Annotated in this window: 16 protein-coding genes; 2 read left to right on the top strand and 14 right to left on the bottom strand. The window is 71.8% G+C overall.

Annotated elements, in window-relative coordinates; translation table 11 throughout:
- Nucleotides 1-8 precede the first annotated feature (8 nt).
- The 13 genes from AC0HI0_RS37030 to AC0HI0_RS36970 form a co-directional block, all read right to left on the bottom strand.
- Entirely contained in the window at nucleotides 9-2,660 is a 2,652-nt protein-coding gene (locus AC0HI0_RS37030) for a fumarate reductase/succinate dehydrogenase flavoprotein subunit (protein ID WP_480928121.1), read from the bottom strand.
- The gene (locus tag AC0HI0_RS37025) at nucleotides 2,660-3,322 is read right to left on the bottom strand and encodes an ABC transporter ATP-binding protein (RefSeq protein ID WP_480928120.1); all 663 of its coding nucleotides are present in this window, start codon (nucleotides 3,320-3,322) and stop codon (nucleotides 2,660-2,662) included. The genes AC0HI0_RS37030 and AC0HI0_RS37025 overlap by 1 nt, the downstream gene beginning before the upstream one ends.
- A complete protein-coding gene (locus AC0HI0_RS37020) occupies nucleotides 3,319-4,089 on the bottom strand; it encodes an ABC transporter permease (protein WP_480928119.1) in 771 nt (256 codons plus the stop codon). Before AC0HI0_RS37020 ends, AC0HI0_RS37025 begins: the two co-directional genes overlap by 4 nt.
- Nucleotides 4,089-5,429, bottom strand: a complete 1,341-nt coding sequence (locus AC0HI0_RS37015; protein WP_480928118.1) for an ABC transporter substrate-binding protein — start codon at nucleotides 5,427-5,429, stop codon at nucleotides 4,089-4,091. The genes AC0HI0_RS37020 and AC0HI0_RS37015 overlap by 1 nt, the downstream gene beginning before the upstream one ends.
- Before the next feature lie 11 nt (nucleotides 5,430-5,440).
- Nucleotides 5,441-5,668 (bottom strand): indolepyruvate ferredoxin oxidoreductase subunit alpha, encoded by a 228-nt coding sequence (locus tag AC0HI0_RS37010; RefSeq protein WP_015097837.1) that lies wholly within the window; start codon nucleotides 5,666-5,668, stop codon nucleotides 5,441-5,443.
- Between the two features lie 256 nt (nucleotides 5,669-5,924).
- The gene (locus AC0HI0_RS37005) at nucleotides 5,925-6,701 is read right to left on the bottom strand and encodes a GntR family transcriptional regulator (RefSeq protein ID WP_480928117.1); all 777 of its coding nucleotides are present in this window, start codon (nucleotides 6,699-6,701) and stop codon (nucleotides 5,925-5,927) included.
- 154 nt (nucleotides 6,702-6,855) lie between these two features.
- Entirely contained in the window at nucleotides 6,856-7,695 is an 840-nt protein-coding gene (locus AC0HI0_RS37000; protein ID WP_480928116.1) for a metal ABC transporter permease, read from the bottom strand.
- Nucleotides 7,695-8,513: a metal ABC transporter ATP-binding protein gene (locus AC0HI0_RS36995; protein ID WP_480928115.1), complete on the bottom strand. Its 819-nt coding sequence runs from the start codon at nucleotides 8,511-8,513 to the stop codon at nucleotides 7,695-7,697. The genes AC0HI0_RS37000 and AC0HI0_RS36995 overlap by 1 nt, the downstream gene beginning before the upstream one ends.
- Nucleotides 8,510-9,439: a metal ABC transporter solute-binding protein, Zn/Mn family gene (locus tag AC0HI0_RS36990; protein WP_480928114.1), complete on the bottom strand. Its 930-nt coding sequence runs from the start codon at nucleotides 9,437-9,439 to the stop codon at nucleotides 8,510-8,512. Before AC0HI0_RS36990 ends, AC0HI0_RS36995 begins: the two co-directional genes overlap by 4 nt.
- A 168-nt stretch (nucleotides 9,440-9,607) precedes the next feature.
- Nucleotides 9,608-10,708, bottom strand: coding sequence for an ABC transporter ATP-binding protein (locus tag AC0HI0_RS36985; RefSeq protein ID WP_480928113.1), 1,101 nt, complete (start codon nucleotides 10,706-10,708; stop codon nucleotides 9,608-9,610).
- A gap of 192 nt (nucleotides 10,709-10,900) precedes the next feature.
- The gene (locus AC0HI0_RS36980; RefSeq protein WP_480928112.1) at nucleotides 10,901-11,806 is read right to left on the bottom strand and encodes a sugar ABC transporter permease; all 906 of its coding nucleotides are present in this window, start codon (nucleotides 11,804-11,806) and stop codon (nucleotides 10,901-10,903) included.
- Nucleotides 11,806-12,723: a carbohydrate ABC transporter permease gene (locus AC0HI0_RS36975; RefSeq protein WP_480928111.1), complete on the bottom strand. Its 918-nt coding sequence runs from the start codon at nucleotides 12,721-12,723 to the stop codon at nucleotides 11,806-11,808. The genes AC0HI0_RS36980 and AC0HI0_RS36975 overlap by 1 nt, the downstream gene beginning before the upstream one ends.
- 67 nt (nucleotides 12,724-12,790) lie before the next feature.
- Complete coding sequence (locus AC0HI0_RS36970; protein ID WP_480928110.1) at nucleotides 12,791-14,044, bottom strand: extracellular solute-binding protein; 1,254 nt, start codon at nucleotides 14,042-14,044, stop codon at nucleotides 12,791-12,793.
- Nucleotides 14,045-14,268: 224 nt separating this feature from the next.
- Here AC0HI0_RS36970 and AC0HI0_RS36965 point away from each other — a divergent pair, with 224 nt between their 5' ends.
- Nucleotides 14,269-15,318: a LacI family DNA-binding transcriptional regulator gene (locus AC0HI0_RS36965; protein ID WP_480928109.1), complete on the top strand. Its 1,050-nt coding sequence runs from the start codon at nucleotides 14,269-14,271 to the stop codon at nucleotides 15,316-15,318.
- 116 nt (nucleotides 15,319-15,434) lie between these two features.
- Nucleotides 15,435-16,538: a LacI family DNA-binding transcriptional regulator gene (locus tag AC0HI0_RS36960; RefSeq protein ID WP_480928108.1), complete on the top strand. Its 1,104-nt coding sequence runs from the start codon at nucleotides 15,435-15,437 to the stop codon at nucleotides 16,536-16,538.
- 18 nt (nucleotides 16,539-16,556) lie between these two features.
- On the opposite strand, the gene AC0HI0_RS36955 is transcribed toward AC0HI0_RS36960, so the two are convergent.
- Complete coding sequence (locus AC0HI0_RS36955; protein ID WP_480928107.1) at nucleotides 16,557-17,228, bottom strand: hypothetical protein; 672 nt, start codon at nucleotides 17,226-17,228, stop codon at nucleotides 16,557-16,559.
- Nucleotides 17,229-17,334 lie beyond the last annotated feature (106 nt).

Below are 17,334 nucleotides of genomic sequence, written 5' to 3'. Positions count from 1 at the left end.
GCGCGCGGCTAGCGCCCTCCGACCGAACGGAGGGCTTGGCGCGCGTAGGCGCGCACGTCCGCGTCCGAGTCACCCAGTGCCCGTTCCAGCGCAGCCGAAACTTCGAGCCGGTCGGCCCACCGGGCGAGTACCCGCACCGCGGCCTTCCTAACGTCGAGGTTGTCGTCCGCGAGGCGCGCCACCACCGCTGCGGGCTCCTCCACCGCCCACACCGCGCCCACCCGGACCTGCCACGCCGGGTCGTCCAGCGCCCGCGCGGCGACCGGTCGCAGCACCGCGAACCCCGCGCCCGATTCCAGTGCCGCGGCGCGGACCAGCAGGTCGGGGTCGTGCGCGAGGGTCAGCAGCACGTCCGGCCGGGCGCGCAGGGTGCCCAGCCCCTTGGCCACCAGGACCCGCAGCTCCCGCTCGGGGTCGTCCGCCGCGCGGGCCAGCTCGTCCGCCGCGCGCAACGCGACCAGCCCTCGGACACCACTCGAACGGACGGCGGCCGAAGGGTCGTCCAGCGCCCGGGCGTAGGTGTCGACGGTGCCGAGCTTCAGCGCCCACAGCACCTCCAGGGCGACCGCGCGGGACGGGGACAGCCGCAGGGCCTCGCCCAGCTCGGGACTGGGCGGCACGACCTCCACCAGCTCGCGCAGGCCCGCACCGGCCGCCTCGCGGACCTCCGCGTCCTGGTCGGCCATCGCGCGCACCAGGGCGAACTCGAACCCGGCGGGCACGGCCTCGGTGAGCAGCGCGACGGCGGCCCGGCGCACGGCCGCGTCCGGGTCGGCCAGGTACGGCCCGACCGTGGCGAGGTCCGGCTGCTCGTCGGTGAGCGCCAGCAGTTCCAGCAGCCGCGCCGACTCGACGCCCCGGACGTGGTCCGGGGCCGCCTCCGCGACCGCCGGCACGGCCACCGGGCGGCCCGCCAGGACGCTCACCTCGCCCGCCGGCGGCGTGAACCCCTCCACCGGCACCAGGTAGGGCGCCACCGGCCGTTTGACGAACTCCGTCGCGCCGGCGGCGTTCTTGCGCAGGTTGAGGTGGTAGAACCAGTCCTGGTCGTCGCGCCGCGGCAGGTCGACCCGGTCGTGGTAGAGGCCCCAGCGGCTCTCGGTGCGGGTCAGCGAGGCGTGCGCGGCGAGTTCGGCGCAGTCCCGGATGAACGTCACCTCGGCGCACCGCATCAGCTCGTGCGGCGTGCGCGCGCCCATCGCCTCGATCTCGGAGGTCATGCGCACGAACGACTCCAGCGCGAGTTCCAGCTTGGTGCCGGACTTCGGCGGTGCCACGTAGTCGTTGACGAACCGGCGCAGCTTGTACTCGACCTGGGGCTGGGGCGGCCCGTCCGGGTTGCGCAACGGCCGGTAGACCAGCTCGTGCGCGTCGGCGATCTGGTCCTCGGGCAGGTCTCCGGGCGGCACGAGGGACTGCGCCGCGTCCGCGCCCGCGAGATCGCCGAACACGAACGCGCCGAGCATGTAGTTGTGCGGCACGCACGCCAGGTCGCCCGCCGCGTAGAGGCCGGGCACGGTGGTGCGGCCGTGCTCGTCCACCCACACGCCGGACGCGGAATGCCCGCCGCACAAGCCGATCTCGGAGATGTGCATCTCCACGTCGTGCGTGCGGTAGTCGTGCCCGCGTCCACTGTGGAACGTGCCGCGCGTCGGGCGTTCGGTGGTGTGCAGGATGTTCTCCAACGCCACCACGGACTCCTCGGGCAGGTGCGTGGTGCGCAGGTACACCGGGCCCCGGTCGGAGGCGATCTCCGCCGCCACCTCGGCCATCATCTGCCCGGACCAGTAGTCGCAGTCCACGAACCGCTCGCCGAGCGCGTTCACCTGGTACGCGCCGAACGGGTTGCCCACGTACGCGCACGCGGGCCCGTTGTAGTCCTTGATGAGCGGGTTGACCTGGAAGCACTCGATGCCCGACAGCTCCGCCCCGGCGTGGTAGGCCATCGAGTAGCCGTCGCCCGCGTTGGTCGGGTTCTCGTAGGTGCCGTAGAGGTAGCCGCTGGCGGGCAGGCCGAGCCGCCCGCACGCGCCGGTCGCCAGCACCACCGCGCCCGCCGCGACCGTGACGAACTCGCCGGTGCGGGTGTTGAACCCGGCCGCGCCGACCGCCCGGCCGCCGGAGGTGAGCACGCGCACCGGCATCACCCGGTTCTCGATCCGGATGCGCTCACGCATCGAGCGTTCGCGCATCACCCGGTACAGCACCTTCTTGACGTCCTTGCCCTCCGGCATGGGCAGCACGTACGAGCCGGACCGGTGCACCTGGCGGACGTGGTACTCCCCCGCCGCGTCCTTCTCGAACTTCACGCCGTAGCGCTCAAGTCGTTGCACCATCGCGAAACCGCGGGTGGCGGTCTGCATGACGGTGCGCTGGTCGACGATCCCGTCGTTGGCGCGGGTGATCTCGGCGACGTAGTCCCGGGGCGACGCCTTGCCCGGGATGACGGCGTTGTTGACGCCGTCCATGCCCATGGCCAGCGCCCCGGAGTGCCGCACGTGCGCCTTCTCCAGCAGCAGCACGGACCGGCCGTGCTCGGCGGCGGTGATCGCGGCCATCGACCCGGCCGTGCCGCCGCCGATGACCAGCACGTCGCAGGTCAGCTCGACCCGGCGGGAGACCGGGGGGACCGGCAACGGGTCGTCCAGGGGTGCGGTCATCAGCCCAGCACCGCCAGGATCGCCTCGCGCCGCACGGCCACCTCGCCCGCGCCGAGCACCACCACCCGGTCGCCCAACCGCACCGCCTCGTCCACGTCGTGGGTCACGAAGATCGTCGTCGTCCCGGTTTCCCGCAGCACCTCGACCACCAGTTCCTGCATCGCCGCCCGGGTCTGCGCGTCCAGCGCGCCGAACGGCTCGTCCATCAAGACCAGTCCCGGCGCCTGCGCCAGGGTTCGCGCCAACTGCACCCGCTGCCGCATCCCGCCGGACAGCTCGCGCGGCAGGTAGCGCCCGAACTCGGCCAGCCCGACCCGGTCCAGCCAGCCGTGCGCCCGCTGCCGCCGTTGCGCTCGCGGCACCCCTTGCAGCGCAAGGGGGAGTTCCACGTTGCGCAGCGCCGTGCGCCACGGCAGCAGGCCGTCGTCCTGGAACACCAGCGCCCGCTCCCGCGACGTGCCGCGCACCGCCACGCCGTCCACCAGCACCCGGCCGGAGGTGATCGGCAGCAGCCCGGCCACCGCGCGCAGCAGCGTCGACTTGCCGCACCCGGACGGCCCGGCCACCACGACGATCTCGCCGTCCGCGATGTCCAGGTCCAGCCCGCGCAGCACCGCCGACCGCCCGTACCCGGCGGTCAGCCCCTCGATCCGCACGCTCATGCCCGCGCCTCCCGGGGCAGCCACCGGGTCGCCCGGCGGCCGAGCAGCTCGACCGCGCCGGAGGTGAGCCAGCCGAGCAGGCCGATGGTCACCATGCCGACGATCACGCCGGGGTAGTCCACCACCGTGTACGCCTGCCAGGTGCGGTAGCCGACGCCGAACCGGCCGGAGATCATCTCGGCGGAGATCACGCAGATCCACGACACGCCCATGCCCACCGACAGGCCGCCGAACACGCCGGGCAGCGTGCCCGGCAGCACCACCTTCGCCAGCACCTGCCACCGGCTGCCGCCCATGGTGCGCACGGCGTCCTCCCAGATGGTCGGCAGCGCCCGCACCGCGTGCCGGGTGCTGACCAGGATCGGGAAGAACGCGGCCACGAACGTGATGAACACGATCCCCTGCTCGTCGGTCGGGAACAGCAGGATCGCGATCGGCACCAGCGCGATCGCCGGGATCGGCCGCACCACCTCCAGCAGCGGCCCGACCAGGTCGCCGAGCAGCCGGGACCGGGCCACCACGACACCCAGCGCGGTGCCGACCACGGCCGCCAGCAGGAACCCGGTGCCGATCCGGGCCAGGCTGCTCGCCAGGTCCTGGTAGTACTCCGGCACCCGCACCTGCTCGGCGAACCGGCCGGCCACCTCGACCACGGTCGGCAGCTGGTCGAAGCGCAGCCAGATCCGCGCGCCGGTGGCCGTCAACACCTGCCACAGCAGCAGACCGCTCGCCAACGACACCACCCTGAGCACCCACCGGCCGCGCATCACGCGCCCGCCAGGGCCTGCTCGTAGGTCAGCACCGCGCCCCGGGCCGCCGCGGCGGCCTCGGTGGTGAACGGCAGGAGCCGCCCGCCCTCCCGCACCCAGTGGGCGTGCTCGGCGAACCACCGGGTGCCGGTCGCGGCGTCGGGCACGTAGGCCGCCCGCACCGCCTTCCCGGCCTGCTTGACCTGCTTGAGCAGGCAGTCCGGGGTGGCGGCGGGCCGCGGTGCGGCCTCGTCGGCGAACCACACCTCGCCGGCCGTGGCCGGGTCGGTCACCTCGACGCCGCACGCGCTGTCGGTGCCGGTGATCCGGGCCGGGTTGACCAGGTCCTCGGTGCCCCGGAACCCCGAGTCGCGCAGCGGCCCGTCGTCGACGAACCGGTCGACGTCGAGTTCCTCGATGTTGCCGATCGACTTGAGGAACGGCACGTCGTCCTTCAACGCCTTGCGCAGCACGGACTTCAGCGAAAGGTCGAAGGTGGCGATGCCGTTGGGCCCGTTGTAGAGGTAGACCACCTCGGGCGGCAGGCCGGTCGCCTTCGCCACGGTTTCGGCCGCCGCCAACGGGTTCTCGTGCAGGTACCGGGTGGCGTCGAGCTGGGCGCGCAGGAACTCGGCCAGCACGTCGGGCCGCGCGGTGGCGAACGGCTTGCGCACCACGACCCCGTGCAGGGTCGGGAAGTCCAGCACCGCGCCGTCGTAGAGCAGCTTGGCCTGCTTGTCGAACACGAGCTGACCCGGCCAGGCGACGAACTGCGACAGCGCCGCCACCCCACCGCCCTGCAACGCCGAGACGCCCACCGACGGCTGCTGGTTCTCCACCGTCACCTCGATGCCGTTCAACGCGCGGACCAGCGTCCCGTGGCCGGCGGACCCGACGCTCGCGGACACCCGCTGCCCTTTCAGGTCGGCGAGCGTCCGCGCGGTCGAATCCGGCCGCACCACCACCATGTTCAGCGCGCCACGCGGGTTGTAGCCGGTGACCGACACCATCCGGGTGCCCTCGTCGCCCTGCTTCTGCGTGCGGGAACCGTTGATCAGCAACGGGAAGTCGCCCATGGAGCCGATGTCGACCTTGCCCGCGATCATCTGCGCGGTGATCGGCGCGCCGGTGTCGTAGTCCTGCCAGGACACCTCGTACCGCTCGCCGGTGCGCCGGCCCAGGTCTTCCAGCCGCCGCTCGAAGAAACCCCGCTCCCGCAACAGGGTTCCGGCGGTCACCGTGTTGATGGTCTTGGACTGGTAGCCGATCACGACCGGCACGGCGTCGCCCGCGGCGGAGCCGGTGCCGCACGCCGACAGCGACCCGGCGACCAGCGCGGCGGCCAGCAGCTTGCGCATCGCCGTCCCCCTCACCGCAGCAGGTACGGCATGTTGATCTCCACCGCGCCGGTCGGGCAGCGCGCGGCGCACGGACCGCAGTACCAGCACTCGTCCACGTGCATGTACGCCTTGTTGGTGTCCGGGTGGATGGCCAGCGAGTCCAGCGGACACATGTCCACGCACAGCCGGCAGCCGTCGATGCACCGCGATTCGTCGATGGTCACCGGCACGTCGACGCGGTTGTTCACCAGGGCCATGCTCGAAGCTCCTCTCCCGACACGCGAGGGCGCGCCGGTGCCTGGACTGAGTCGATCCGCCAACGCGGAGCGTTCACGGATCCACAAGGGAAGGCGCCGACCTCAGGCACCCGAGCCCACGACGACCGAGCCGCCGCGACCCACCACAGTCACGTTCGAAAACTCCTCTCCCGACACGCGAGGGCGCGTCGGCGCCTGGACTGAGTCGATCCGCCGACGCGGAGCGTTCACGGATCCACGAGGGAAGGCGCCGACTTCAGGCGCCCGAGCCTGCGGCGACGGAGTCGCCGCGATCCAACACAGTGCTCATGGTCAGGCGGTCGCCGCGCAGCCGGATGAACTCCAGGTCCACCGGACGGCCGTCGGCGAAGTGGCTCAGGCGCTCCACCACGAGCAGGGCCGCGCCGCGCGGCACCTCCAGCACGGTGGACGCGTGCAGGTCGGCGTTGACCGCCTCCAGCGTCACGGCGGCGGTGCCGAGCCGCTGCCCGGAGGTCTGCTCGATGAGCGAGAAGATGTCCCGGTTGCGGAGGTCCTCGGCGAGCAGCGGCAGGCCGACGTCCATCACCAGGTAGGTCAGGTCCAGCGACAGCGGCAGGCCGTTGAGCCGGCGCAGCCGCTCGACGTAGACGACCTGCTCGCCGTCGGCGAGCTGGAGTCGGCGCGCCACCGAGGTGGGCGGCCGGATCGGGCCCGCGGCGCGGACGTCGTTGGTGACCTCGCCGTGCTCGTGCAGGACTTCCGCGAGGCCCATCAGCCGGTTGAGGCCGTGCGGGTACTTCTCGGTCACCACGACGGTGCCCACGCCGGGCACCCGGTCGATGAGCCCCTCCTCGCGGAGCAGGTCGAGCGCCTCGCGGATGGCGTTGCGCGACACCCCGAACTCGGCCGCCAGGACCAGTTCGTCGGGCAGCACGCCGCCCGGGAAGGCCCGGCCGACGACCTGCCGGCGGATCACGTCGGCGGCCTGCCGCGCCCGGTCGGCGCGCAACCGCCGCTCCGGTGCGCCGTGCTCCCTGCTGCCCACGTCCATGGCGAGCAGTCTGGGTCACCGACCGCGAACGCGGCGTTACGCGACGGTTACGCCACCCAGGTCAGCGGGGGTGCGGGCGCTGACCTGCGCGAGGGCGCGCGGGGCCGGCCCGTTCCGCCACCACCTCGGCGTCCCACGGTGTGGACAGCCGTGGTCAGGCGTCCGCACGGCTGCGCGCGCCGCCGAAAGCTCGGCATACGAGGTATATCAGGAAGGACACCGCCGTGACGAACGCGCTCACCGGCACGCCGGGCGCGAGCGAGAGCAGGATGCCCAGCAGGATGGCGATCTCCGCGAACACCACCGACAGCACGGTCGCCCGGACCGGCGACGCGGTGACCCGGCTCGCCGCGGCGGCGGGCGTGATCATCAGCGACAGCACCAGGAGCGCGCCGACGATCTGCACGCTCAGCGCCGTGGCGATGCCCACCAGCACGGCGAAGACGACCGCGAGCGTGCGCACCGGGACGCCCCGCGCGGTCGCCACGGCCACGTCCACCGACGCGAAGTGCAGCGGCCGGTAGATGAACGCCAGCACCGCCAGCACCGCGGCCGACGAGCCGATCAGCAGCCACAGGTCGGTCGAGCCGACGTTCACGATCTGCCCGGTGAGCAACCCGAACTTGTTGGCCGACCTGCCCTTGTACATGAACAGGAACAGCACGCCCAGGCCCAGCCCGAACGCCAGGATCGCGCCGATCACCGAGTCCCGGTCGGAGTCGCGCCGCGACAGCAGCCCCAGCAGCAGCGCCGCCACCACGGACCCGGCCAGCGCGCCGTAGCCGACGCCCACGCCGACCAGCAGCGCCGCCGCGCCGCCGGTGAAGGCCAGTTCGGACGTGCCGTGCACGGCGAACGCCATCTTGCGGGTCACCACCAGCGGCCCGAGCAGCCCCGCCACCACGCCCAGCACCGCGCCCGCGATCAGCATCTGCTGCACGAACCCGTAGCCGAGCAGCTCGAACGTCAGCGACAGGTCGAAGAAGTCGTCCATCAGTCCTCATCCGCCAGGTGGTGCGGCTCGTCCTCGCACACGTGCTGCGCGCCGACCACGTGGATCTGGTCGCGCACGCGGACCACCTCGACGTTCGTGCGGTACAGCGCGGACAGCGTCGCCGACGTCATCACCTCGGCGGGCGAGCCGATCCGGAACCGCCCGTCGACCAGGTAGAGCACCCGGTCGACCAGCGGCAGGATCGGGTTGATCTCGTGGGTCACGAACAGCACCGCGGTGCCCGCCGCGCGCCGCCGCCGGTCGATCAGGTCGCTGACCACCCGCTGGTGGGCGAGGTCCAGCGACAGCAGGGGTTCGTCGCACAGCAGCACCTTCGGGTCGCCGACCAGCGCCTGCGCCACCCGCAGCCGCTGCTGCTCGCCGCCGGAGAGCAGCCCGACCGGCTCGTCGGCGTAGCGGGTCGCGCCGACCGAGGCCAGCGCGGCGTCCACGTCGGCCCGGCGGCGCTTGCGGTTGCGCCAGCCGATGCCCCACTCGTGCCCGTCCAGGCCGAACCCGACCAGGTCCCGACCGCGCAGGGTGAGCGACGAGTCCAGCGCGCGCTGCTGCGGGATGTAGCCGATGCGCCGGTTGCCGCCGGCCACGTCCACCGTGCCCGCGGACAGCGGTTGCAGGCCGAGCAGCACGCGCATCAGGCTCGTCTTGCCCGACCCGTTGGGCCCCAGCACGGCCACGAACTCACCGGGGGCCACGTCCAGGTCCAACCCCTCCCACAGCACGCGGTCCCTGTAGGACAGTCGCGCCCCGCGCAGGGCCACCGCGCCGCGCACGGATTTGTCGCTCACCTGTGCGGTCATCCGCGAAGCGCCCCCACCAACGCGTCCACCTGCTTCGTCATCCAGTCAAGGTAACCCGTCACGCCCTCGGGCAGCGTCTCGGAGACCTCCACCACCGGCACGCCGACCTGGCCCGCCTTCGCCACGACCTGCTTGACCGCCGGGTTCTCGGTCTGCACGTTGTCGACCACGGCCGCGACCTGCTTCTGGTCCACCAGTCGGGTGACATCCGCCAGGGCGGCGGCCGGGATGTCGGTCTCGCCCTCGACGGCCTTGCTGAACGTCTCCGGGGTCACGTCCTCGACGCCCGCGACGTCGAGCAGGTAGTGCGCGACCGGCTCGGTCTGCAACACCTTCTTGCCCTTGCCCACGCCGTCGAGCTTCCCGTGCAGCGCCTCGATGTCACGGCCGAACGCGGCGGCGTTGTCGGTGAAGGTGGACTTCTTGTCCGGCGCGATCTCCGACAGGTCGGCGGCGGCCTGGTCGGCGACCTTGCGCACGGTGTCCAGGTCGTACCAGACGTGCTCGTTGACCTCGTGGTCGTGCGGCTCGTCGCCGGCGTGCGACTCCTCGTGCGAGTCGATCTTGCCCGACAGCGGGAAGGTCTCGATCTTCTTGGCCTTCTCGGTGTCCGTGGTGAGCAGCGTGGCGAAGAAGTCGTCGTAGCCGCCGCCGTTGAAGATGACCAACTGGGCGTCCTTCACCGCGGCCACGTCGGACGGCTTGCTGTTGTACGAGTGCGGGTCGCCGGAGGGGTCGTTGATGATGGCGCTGACCTCGACCGCGTCGCCGCCCACGGCCTTGACGACGCTGCCCCAGACGTTGGTGGAGGCGACGACCTTGATCTTGCCGTCCCCGGTCGTGGACGCCGGCGAGCCGCCGCAGGCGGTGAGGGCGACGGCCGTCACGGCGGCCACCGCGCCGAGCATCGCGTTACGGACGGTCATGGGCTGACTCCTCGACAGGCTGATTCATGGGTAATGGAAACCGTTGTCGAGTTCAGTTTAGAACGCTCCGCCACTCGGACGTCCACCGACCGGGTGTTTTTGTGGCCGAGAACGCCACCGAGGGCCACCCGCCGCAGCGGATGGCCCTCGGTGCGTGGTCGACCGGTCTCAGTTGGTGAGGCGCGCGCCGGACTCCGGGTGGAACAGGTGCACCTCGCCGGCGTCGCGCACCGCGACCTTCACGGTCTGGCCCAGCGACGGCGGCGTGCGCCCGTCGACCCGGACCACGAACCGCTCCGAGGACTTGCCGATCCGCACCGCGCCGTGCACCAGCGCGTCCGCGCCCAGCTCCTCGACCAGCTCGACGACCATCTCCATGCCGTTGCCCTGCGAACCGACCAGCGCCAGCGCCTCGGGCCGGATGCCGAACGTGACCTCGGTCAGGCCCTCGGCCCCGGCGGCGTCGAGCGCGCGGCGCTCCAGCGGCACCACGACCCCGTCGAGCTTGACGCCCTCGGAGGTCAGCGGCACGGTCTTGAGGTTCATGGCGGGCGAACCCATGAACCCGGCCACGAACGCGTTGTCCGGCTTGTCGTAGAGCGCGCGCGGGGTGTCGCACTGCTGGAGCAGGCCGTCCTTGAGCACGGCCACCCGGTGGCCCATGGTCATGGCCTCGATCTGGTCGTGCGTCACGTAGATCATCGTGGTGCCGAGGCGCTGCTGGAGGGCGGCGATGTTCGCGCGGGTCTCCACGCGCAGCTTCGCGTCCAGGTTGGACAGCGGCTCGTCCATCAGGAAGACGGAGGGCTCGCGCACGATCGCGCGGCCCATCGCGACGCGCTGCCGCTGCCCGCCGGAGAGCGCCTTGGGCTTGCGGTCGAGGTACTTGGCGAGGTCGAGCATCCCCGCCGCCTCGTCCACCTTCTTCTTGATCTCGGCCTTGTTGACGCCGCGCAGCTTGAGCGCGAAGCCCATGTTCTCGGCGACCGTCATGTGCGGGTAGAGCGCGTAGGACTGGAACACCATCGCGATGTCCCGGCCCTTCGGCGGCACGTTGGTGACGTCCTTGCCGCCGATCCGGATGGCGCCCTCGTCCACGTCCTCCAGGCCCGCGAGCATCCGCAGCGCGGTCGACTTGCCCGAACCGGACGGGCCGACCAGCACCAGGAACTCGCCGTCGGCGACGTCGAGCGACAACTCGTCCACGGCGCGGACCGGCGGGTTGCCGGAGTAGATCCGCGACGCCTTGACGTAGGCCACCTCTGCCATGGAACACACCTTTCCCTACCAAGCTTTGCCGCAACGCTAGGCATTGCAAGCGCTTACGGGAACAGGTGCATTGGTCTACTTTCCACCGCCCCGCCACCCGCCCGACACCACCCCGCCACCCGGGCGGCCGGGTCGCCGTCGGGGCCGACCAGGCCGGCGGCCACCGGGCTCCGGGTCCGCGCCGGGCCCGGGTCAGCCCTTCACCGCGCCCGAGGAGAGCCCGGCCACCAGGAACCGCTGCACCAGGTAGAACACCACGATGGCGGGGATCGCGACCAGGATCGACGCCGCCGCCAGGTGCCCCCACTCGGTCCGGTTCTGCTGGACGAACACCTGCAACCCCACCGCGAGCGTCTTCGAGTCGTCGGCCGCCGACAGGAACGCCGAGGCGAACGCCACCTCGCCCCACGCCGTCAGGAACGCGTAGAACGCGGTCACCGCCAGGCCCGGCCGCGCCAGCGGCACGACCAGCCGCCAGAACACCCCGAACGGCGACAGCCCGTCCACCCGCCCGGCCTCGTCGATGTCGGTCGGGATGGTGTCGAAGTAGCCCTTGAGCATGTACGTGCAGAACGGCACGGCGGTCGTGCAGTAGACCAGCACCAGCCCGAAGCCGGTCCCCTGCAACCCCAGCGCGAGCAGGGTGTTGTACAGCGGCACGATCAGCACCGCGAACGGGAACATCTGCACCACCAGGAACGACAGCATCAGCGACCGCTTGCCCGGGAAGCGGAACCGGGACGCGGCGTAGCCCGTGGTCGCCGACAGGAACACCGAGACCACCGTCGTCATCAGGGCGATGGTCACCGAGTTGCCGAACCACGCGAGGAAGTTCCCCTTCTCCCCGGACAGGATCCGGGTGTAGTTGTCCACAGTGGACTCGTCGAGCAGCTTCGGCGTCGTCTCGACCGCGCGCGCGTCCGGCTTGAACGAGGTGACCAGCACCCAGAACACCGGGAACACCGCGATCAGCGACGCGCCCGCCAACGCCGCGTGCAGCCCGGCACTGGCGAGCCTGGAACGTTCACCGCGCTTCCGGGGGCGTTGGGGCGCAACGGTCTTCCCGACGGACTTCAGGGAAGCGGCCTCGACCGCCATCACCACACCTCGCCTTGGTTGCGCAGCGCGCGCCGGTAGACGCCCGCGAACACCAGCAGCACGGACAGGATCAGCACGCCGTAGGTCGACGCCACCGCGTAGTCCCGCGACGCACCGGAGAAGAACCGCTCGAACGCGTAGGTCACCAGGATCCGGGTGTTCGGGTTCGGCCCGGTGATCAGGTAGATCACCGCGAACATGTTGAACGTCCAGATGATCCCGAGCAGCACGACCGTGCTCGACACCGAGCGCAGCCCCGGCAGGGTCACCTCCCGGAACCGCTGCCACGCCGACGCGCCGTCCATCTCGGCCGCCTCGTACAGGTCGCCCGGGATCGACTGGAGGCCGCCCAGCAGCGCCACCATCATGAACGGGACGCCCAGCCAGACGTTGACCAGGATCACCGCCACCAGCGCCCAGTCGGACTGGCCGAGCCAGATCGGGTCCGGCAGGCCGAGCGCGCGCAGGGTCTGGTTGATGATCCCGTACTGGGCGTTGAACATGTACTTCCAGGCGAACGCGCTGATGAACGCCGGCACCGCCCACGGCAGGATCAGCAGCACCCGGTAGGCGGCCCGGCCCCGCACCCGGCGGTCGAGCAGCAGCGCCAGGCCGAGGCCGATCGCGTAGTGGCAGAACACGCAGCCGAACGTCCAGACCAGCGTGCGGACCAGGGTGGACCAGAACGAGCCGTAACTCGGGTCGCCGGACAGCACGTCGAGGTAGTTCGCCAGTCCGACGCCGCGGTAGCCGGCGGGCCGGTCCAGGACCGGGTTGGCGATGGTGCCCTCGTTGATGTCGGTGAAGGTGAAGTACACGCCCTGGGCGAGCGGGAGCAGCACCAGCACCGCGAGGACCACCACCACCGGCAGCACCATCGCGTACGCGTACCAGTACCTGTCCAGGAACCTGCGCACGGTCGCCTCCTTCGGGGGGTCGGGGCGCTGCGCGCCGTGCGGACGACGCGCAGCGCGAGGGGGCGCGTCAGCCGATGCTGTAGTCCGTCACGACCTGGTCCTGGTACGCCTTCGCGACCTCGTCCAGCGCGGCCTGCGCGTCCTTCTTCCCCGAAAGGACGTCCGCGTAGGCGATCTTCAGCGGGTCGAACAGCTGCCCGCCCTCGGGGATCCACGGCCGGGCGTGCGCGGCCATCGCCACCGGCTGGAACGCCGACACCACGGGGTTGGCCTTCACGTCCGCGTTCTCGTAGGCCGACTTCCGGGTGGGCAGCAGCCCCAGCTCCTTGGCCACCCGCACTTGCGCGTCGACCCCGCTCATGCAGGCCACCAGCTTCGCCGCCGAGTCCTTGGCCCTGGTGCCCTGCCGGATCACGTAGTCGTGCCCGCCGACCGGCGCGGAGCCCTTGCCGGCGGTCTCGCCCGGGACGGGGGCGATGCCCAGGTCGAGCTTGTCGGCGAACGCCGTGCCCTTGAGGTAGTCGGCCACCGACCACGGCCCGTTGACCACCATGGCGACCTCGCCCGACGAGAACGCGGCCTGCATGTTGTTGTACGAGTTGGCCGGGTCCAGCGCGGTCGTCGCGGCCTTGGCGTCGAGCAGGCCCTTGGCGGTCCGCAACGCCTTCACGTTGTCCGCCGAGTTGACCACGATCTTCTTCGCCGAGGCGTCCACCAGGTCGCCGCCGGCCCCGTAGATGAACGGCAGCGCGTAGTAGGCGTCGTTGTTGATGAACAGGGTCTTCTCGCCGCCGAGCTTCGCCGCCGCGGCCTTGACCTCGTCCCACGTCTTCGGCGGCTCGACGTCCGCCGCCGCGAGCAGCTTCTTGTTGTAGAACAGCGCCAGCGAGTCGGTCACCTGCGGCACGCCGTAGGCCCGGCCCTCGTACTTGGTGGAGCCCAGCGGCGTGGCGAGGAAGTCGGCGGTGTCCTTGCCCAGGTCGGTGTCGGTGAGGTCGACCAGGTAGCCCAGCTTCGCGAGCTGCGGCACCCAGGCCACCTCGGCGCGGAACACGTCGGGGCCCTGGCCGCCCTGCGCGGCGGTCTTGTAGTTGTTGAGCGCCAGGTCGAACGGCACCGTCTCGGTCTTGACCCGGAACCCGCCCCGGCCGGCGCAGTCCTGCGCGATCCTGCCGAACACCGGGGACTCGTTGGGCCCGCTGGTGTCCCAGAAGGTGACCTCGCCGCTGTCGCCCGCCGCACCGCCGCCACCGCACGCGGTGAGGACGAGGGCGCCGGCGAGGCCCGCCGCCACGGCGGTCGTGAAGGTGGTCCGTCGCATCGTTGCTGCCGTCCCTCCTGTCGGCCCCATCGCGGTGGAGCCACTGCAAGAACTTGCGAAATTGTTGACGTCGGATTTCATCGCCTCCACCAGCACGGGGTCAAGGGCCCGGGCGAAACCGAGCCGTAACGGCGGCACCCGTCCGAGCGAAATGCGAGTAGGCGTTGCAAAACTTTGCCGCTCGCGGCAGGCTGCACGCGACCCACGACCAGCGAGGAGGAACGGTGTCCGGTCTGTCCGAGATCGCCAGGGCAGCCGGGGTGAGCATCTCCACGGTCAGCCGGGTGCTCAACCGCCGGGCGGGTGTCAACGAGGAGACGCGCCAGCGCGTGCTCGCGGTCCTCGCCGAGATGCCTTACACACCGAGGGGCCTGGGCGCGTTGCAGCGGACCGGCGTGATCGGGCTGCTGGTGCCGGAGCTGTCCAACCCGGTGTTCCCCGCCTTCGCCGAGGCGCTGGAGGTGCGCGCCGCGCGGCTGGGCTACTCGTCGTTGCTGTGCAACACCCGCGCCACCGGCTCGGCCGCGATGGGCGAGGAGGAGTACGTCCGGATGCTGCTCGCGCGCGGCGTCGAGGGCATGGTGTTCGTCTCGCCGGAGATCACCAACGTCGAGGTCCCGCTGGGCCAGGCCCCGCGCCCTAGCTACTACGCCAAGCTGCTCGCGGACGGCGTGCACATGGTGTTCCTCAACGGCGCGACGCCGTCGCTGGACGTGCCGGACGTGACCGTGGACGAGCAGCACGCCGGGTACGCGGCGACCCGGCACCTGGTGGAACTCGGCCACCGCAGGATCGGCTTCGTGTCCGGTCCGGCGCGCTCGCTGCCGTCGCGGCTCAAGCGGGCGGGCTGGTCGGCGGCGATGGAGGAGGACGGGCTGCCGGCGGGCTCGGAGTTCGTGGCGCACGCGCAGTTCGGCCCGGAGGGCGGGGCCGAGGCGATCGGGCGGCTGCTGGACACCGTGCGGCCCACGGCGGTGTTCTGCTCGTCCGACCACATGGCGATCGGCGTGCTGCGGGAGGCGCACAAGCGCGGGCTGGACGTGCCGCGCGACCTGTCCGTGGTGGGTTTCGACGACATCCCGCTGGCGTCGTACTGCTCGCCGTCGTTGACCACGTTGGCCCAGCCGATCGAGGAGATGGCGGCAGCGGCCGTGGACGAGTTGGTGCACCGGCTGGACCCCGATCGGCGGCGTCGCCCGGCGGGCAACTACACCCGCGTGTTCCGCCCGAAACTGGTCATCCGGGAGTCCTGCGCACCGCCACCACCCGCCTAATTGGTCTGGACCATGTTCCAGACAGCTAACCCGGTCCCACCTGCGGTAATGACCAATCGCAGGGACGCCCGTCACGCCTACTTCTGTAATTGGTTCTGAACCGTTACGGTCACTTCATGGCGCGGTCGATGCATGTGCGACGCCCCGCGACGCTCGCCTCACTGGCAGCGGAGCTGGGTGTTTCCCGGACAACGGTGTCCAACGCGTACAACCGTCCCGACCAGCTCTCGCCGGAGCTGCGACGCCGGGTGTTGGAGACAGCGAGACGACTCGGATATCCGGGCCCCGACCCGGTGGCCAGGTCGCTGCGGACGCGGAAGGCGGGGGCGGTGGGGCTGCTGCTCACCGAGAACCTGTCCTACGCGTTCCGCGACCCGGCCGCGATCGGGTTCCTGGAGGGCTTGGCCCTGGCGTGCGAAGACGCCGGGACCGGCCTGCTGCTGGTACCGGCGAACCCCGAACGCGAGGACGTGGCCGCGGTGCACCGCGCCGGCGTCGACGGGTTCGTGGTGTACTCGGTGCCCGACGACGACCCGCACCTGGCCGCCGTGCTCGAACGGCCGGTGCCGACCGTGGTGTGCGACCAGCCGGACCTGGGCAACGTCGATCGGGTGGGAATCGACGACCAGGCCGCGATGAACTCGCTCGCCAAGCACCTGATCTCGTTGGGGCACCGGCGGATCGGCGTGGTGTGCATGCGGCTGGCCCGCGACCGCAACGACGGGTACGTCTCGCTGGAGCGGCAGCGGTCGGCGCACTTCCACGTGCAGCGGGCCCGGATCGCGGGGCTCGCCGAGGCGTTCACCGAGGCCGGCGTGGACTGGGCGGGCGTCCCGGTGGTGGAGCGGTTCGACCACACCATCGCGTCCGGCGCGTCCGCCGCGGCGCAGGTGCTGGACCGCGACCCGAGGATCACCGCCCTGATCTGCACGTCGGACATCCTCGCGCTGGGCGCGCTCGGCGAAGCCCGCAAGCGCGGCCTGAACGTGCCGCACGACCTGACCGTCACCGGGTTCGACGGCATCCGGGAGGCCGAGCAGGCGGGCCTGACCACGGTCCGCCAGCCGGTGCTGGAGAAGGGCCGGGCGGCGGGCAAGCTGCTGCTGGACTCGGCCGAGCGGACCCGGCCCCGGTCGGTCACGCTGGCCACCGAACTGGTCGTCGGCGCCACGGCCGCCTCGCCGCGCGGCGTGGTCGAGGAGCGCTGGTTCGGTCCGTGACGCGGTGGTGGCCGGGCATCAGGTCATCCGGAACACGACCGGATCGCCCGCCTTCCCGGCCACCCGCGCGATGAGCAGGTAGTCCCCCGGCCCCAGCCGGGTGTGCTTCGCGCAGCCCGGCTCCGACGTGCTCCCCAGCCACCTCAGCCCGAAGTCGAACACCTCGCCGGGCCGCAGCACCCGGACCTCGGACCCCTCGGTCGCGAAGCAGTCGTTGCTCGACCACAGGCGCGTGCCGCCGTCCGCGCTGGTCACCACCAGTTCCCGCACCGCCCGCCCGATCTCCCGGGTGCACGGCAGCGGCCCGGTGTTGGACACCAGGATCTTCATCCCGACCGCCTGCCCCGCCGGGTACGCGGGCTTGTCCACCTCCGCCTTCACGCTCAGCTGCGCGTCCTCGCACGGCTGCGGCGGGCCGGGCGGCGGCGCGGGCGGCGGGGTCGTGGTGGGCGACGGCGGCGGGGGCGGTGGCGGGGTGGTCGAGGACGACGAGGCGGCCACCGGGCGCTCGCTCTGCGGCGGCGGGCTCGACGAGGCCGCCGCCCCGGTGGTCGGCACCGGGTCACCGCGCCCGATCAGCGCCCCGACCAGCCACACGGCCAGCACCAGGGCCGTCACGGACCCGCCGATGGCCAGCGCGCGTCGCCGCCAGTACACGGACGGCGGGAGCGGGCCTGTGGGCTCGATCACCTGACTGAAGGTAACCAAGCCGATGGGAATAACGGTGTAGGCGTGGGTAATCCGATGAGGTGAACGTGATGCCGGCCCGATCCGCTTGCCGACATCACCGACGCGG

It is taken from the genome of Saccharothrix sp. NBAS 001, assembly GCF_056640475.1.
This window is presented reverse-complemented; position numbering and strand designations above follow the sequence as displayed.

Bases quoted from the DNA above. Each gene is read 5' to 3' on its own strand.
- AC0HI0_RS37025 (WP_480928120.1), bottom strand. From the start codon at position 3,322: ATGAGCGTGCGGATCGAGGGGCTGACCGCCGGGTACGGGCGGTCGGCG.
- AC0HI0_RS36970 (WP_480928110.1), bottom strand. From the start codon at position 14,044: ATGCGACGGACCACCTTCACGACCGCCGTGGCGGCGGGCCTCGCCGGC.
- AC0HI0_RS36985 (WP_480928113.1), bottom strand. From the start codon at position 10,708: ATGGCAGAGGTGGCCTACGTCAAGGCGTCGCGGATCTACTCCGGCAAC.
- AC0HI0_RS37020 (WP_480928119.1), bottom strand. From the start codon at position 4,089: ATGCGCGGCCGGTGGGTGCTCAGGGTGGTGTCGTTGGCGAGCGGTCTG.
- AC0HI0_RS36960 (WP_480928108.1), top strand. From the start codon at position 15,435: ATGGCGCGGTCGATGCATGTGCGACGCCCCGCGACGCTCGCCTCACTG.
- AC0HI0_RS36980 (WP_480928112.1), bottom strand. From the start codon at position 11,806: ATGGCGGTCGAGGCCGCTTCCCTGAAGTCCGTCGGGAAGACCGTTGCG.
- AC0HI0_RS37010 (WP_015097837.1), bottom strand. From the start codon at position 5,668: ATGGCCCTGGTGAACAACCGCGTCGACGTGCCGGTGACCATCGACGAA.
- AC0HI0_RS37015 (WP_480928118.1), bottom strand. From the start codon at position 5,429: ATGCGCAAGCTGCTGGCCGCCGCGCTGGTCGCCGGGTCGCTGTCGGCG.
- AC0HI0_RS37030 (WP_480928121.1), bottom strand. From the start codon at position 2,660: ATGACCGCACCCCTGGACGACCCGTTGCCGGTCCCCCCGGTCTCCCGC.
- AC0HI0_RS36990 (WP_480928114.1), bottom strand. From the start codon at position 9,439: ATGACCGTCCGTAACGCGATGCTCGGCGCGGTGGCCGCCGTGACGGCC.
- AC0HI0_RS36995 (WP_480928115.1), bottom strand. From the start codon at position 8,513: ATGACCGCACAGGTGAGCGACAAATCCGTGCGCGGCGCGGTGGCCCTG.
- AC0HI0_RS37000 (WP_480928116.1), bottom strand. From the start codon at position 7,695: ATGGACGACTTCTTCGACCTGTCGCTGACGTTCGAGCTGCTCGGCTAC.
- AC0HI0_RS37005 (WP_480928117.1), bottom strand. From the start codon at position 6,701: ATGGACGTGGGCAGCAGGGAGCACGGCGCACCGGAGCGGCGGTTGCGC.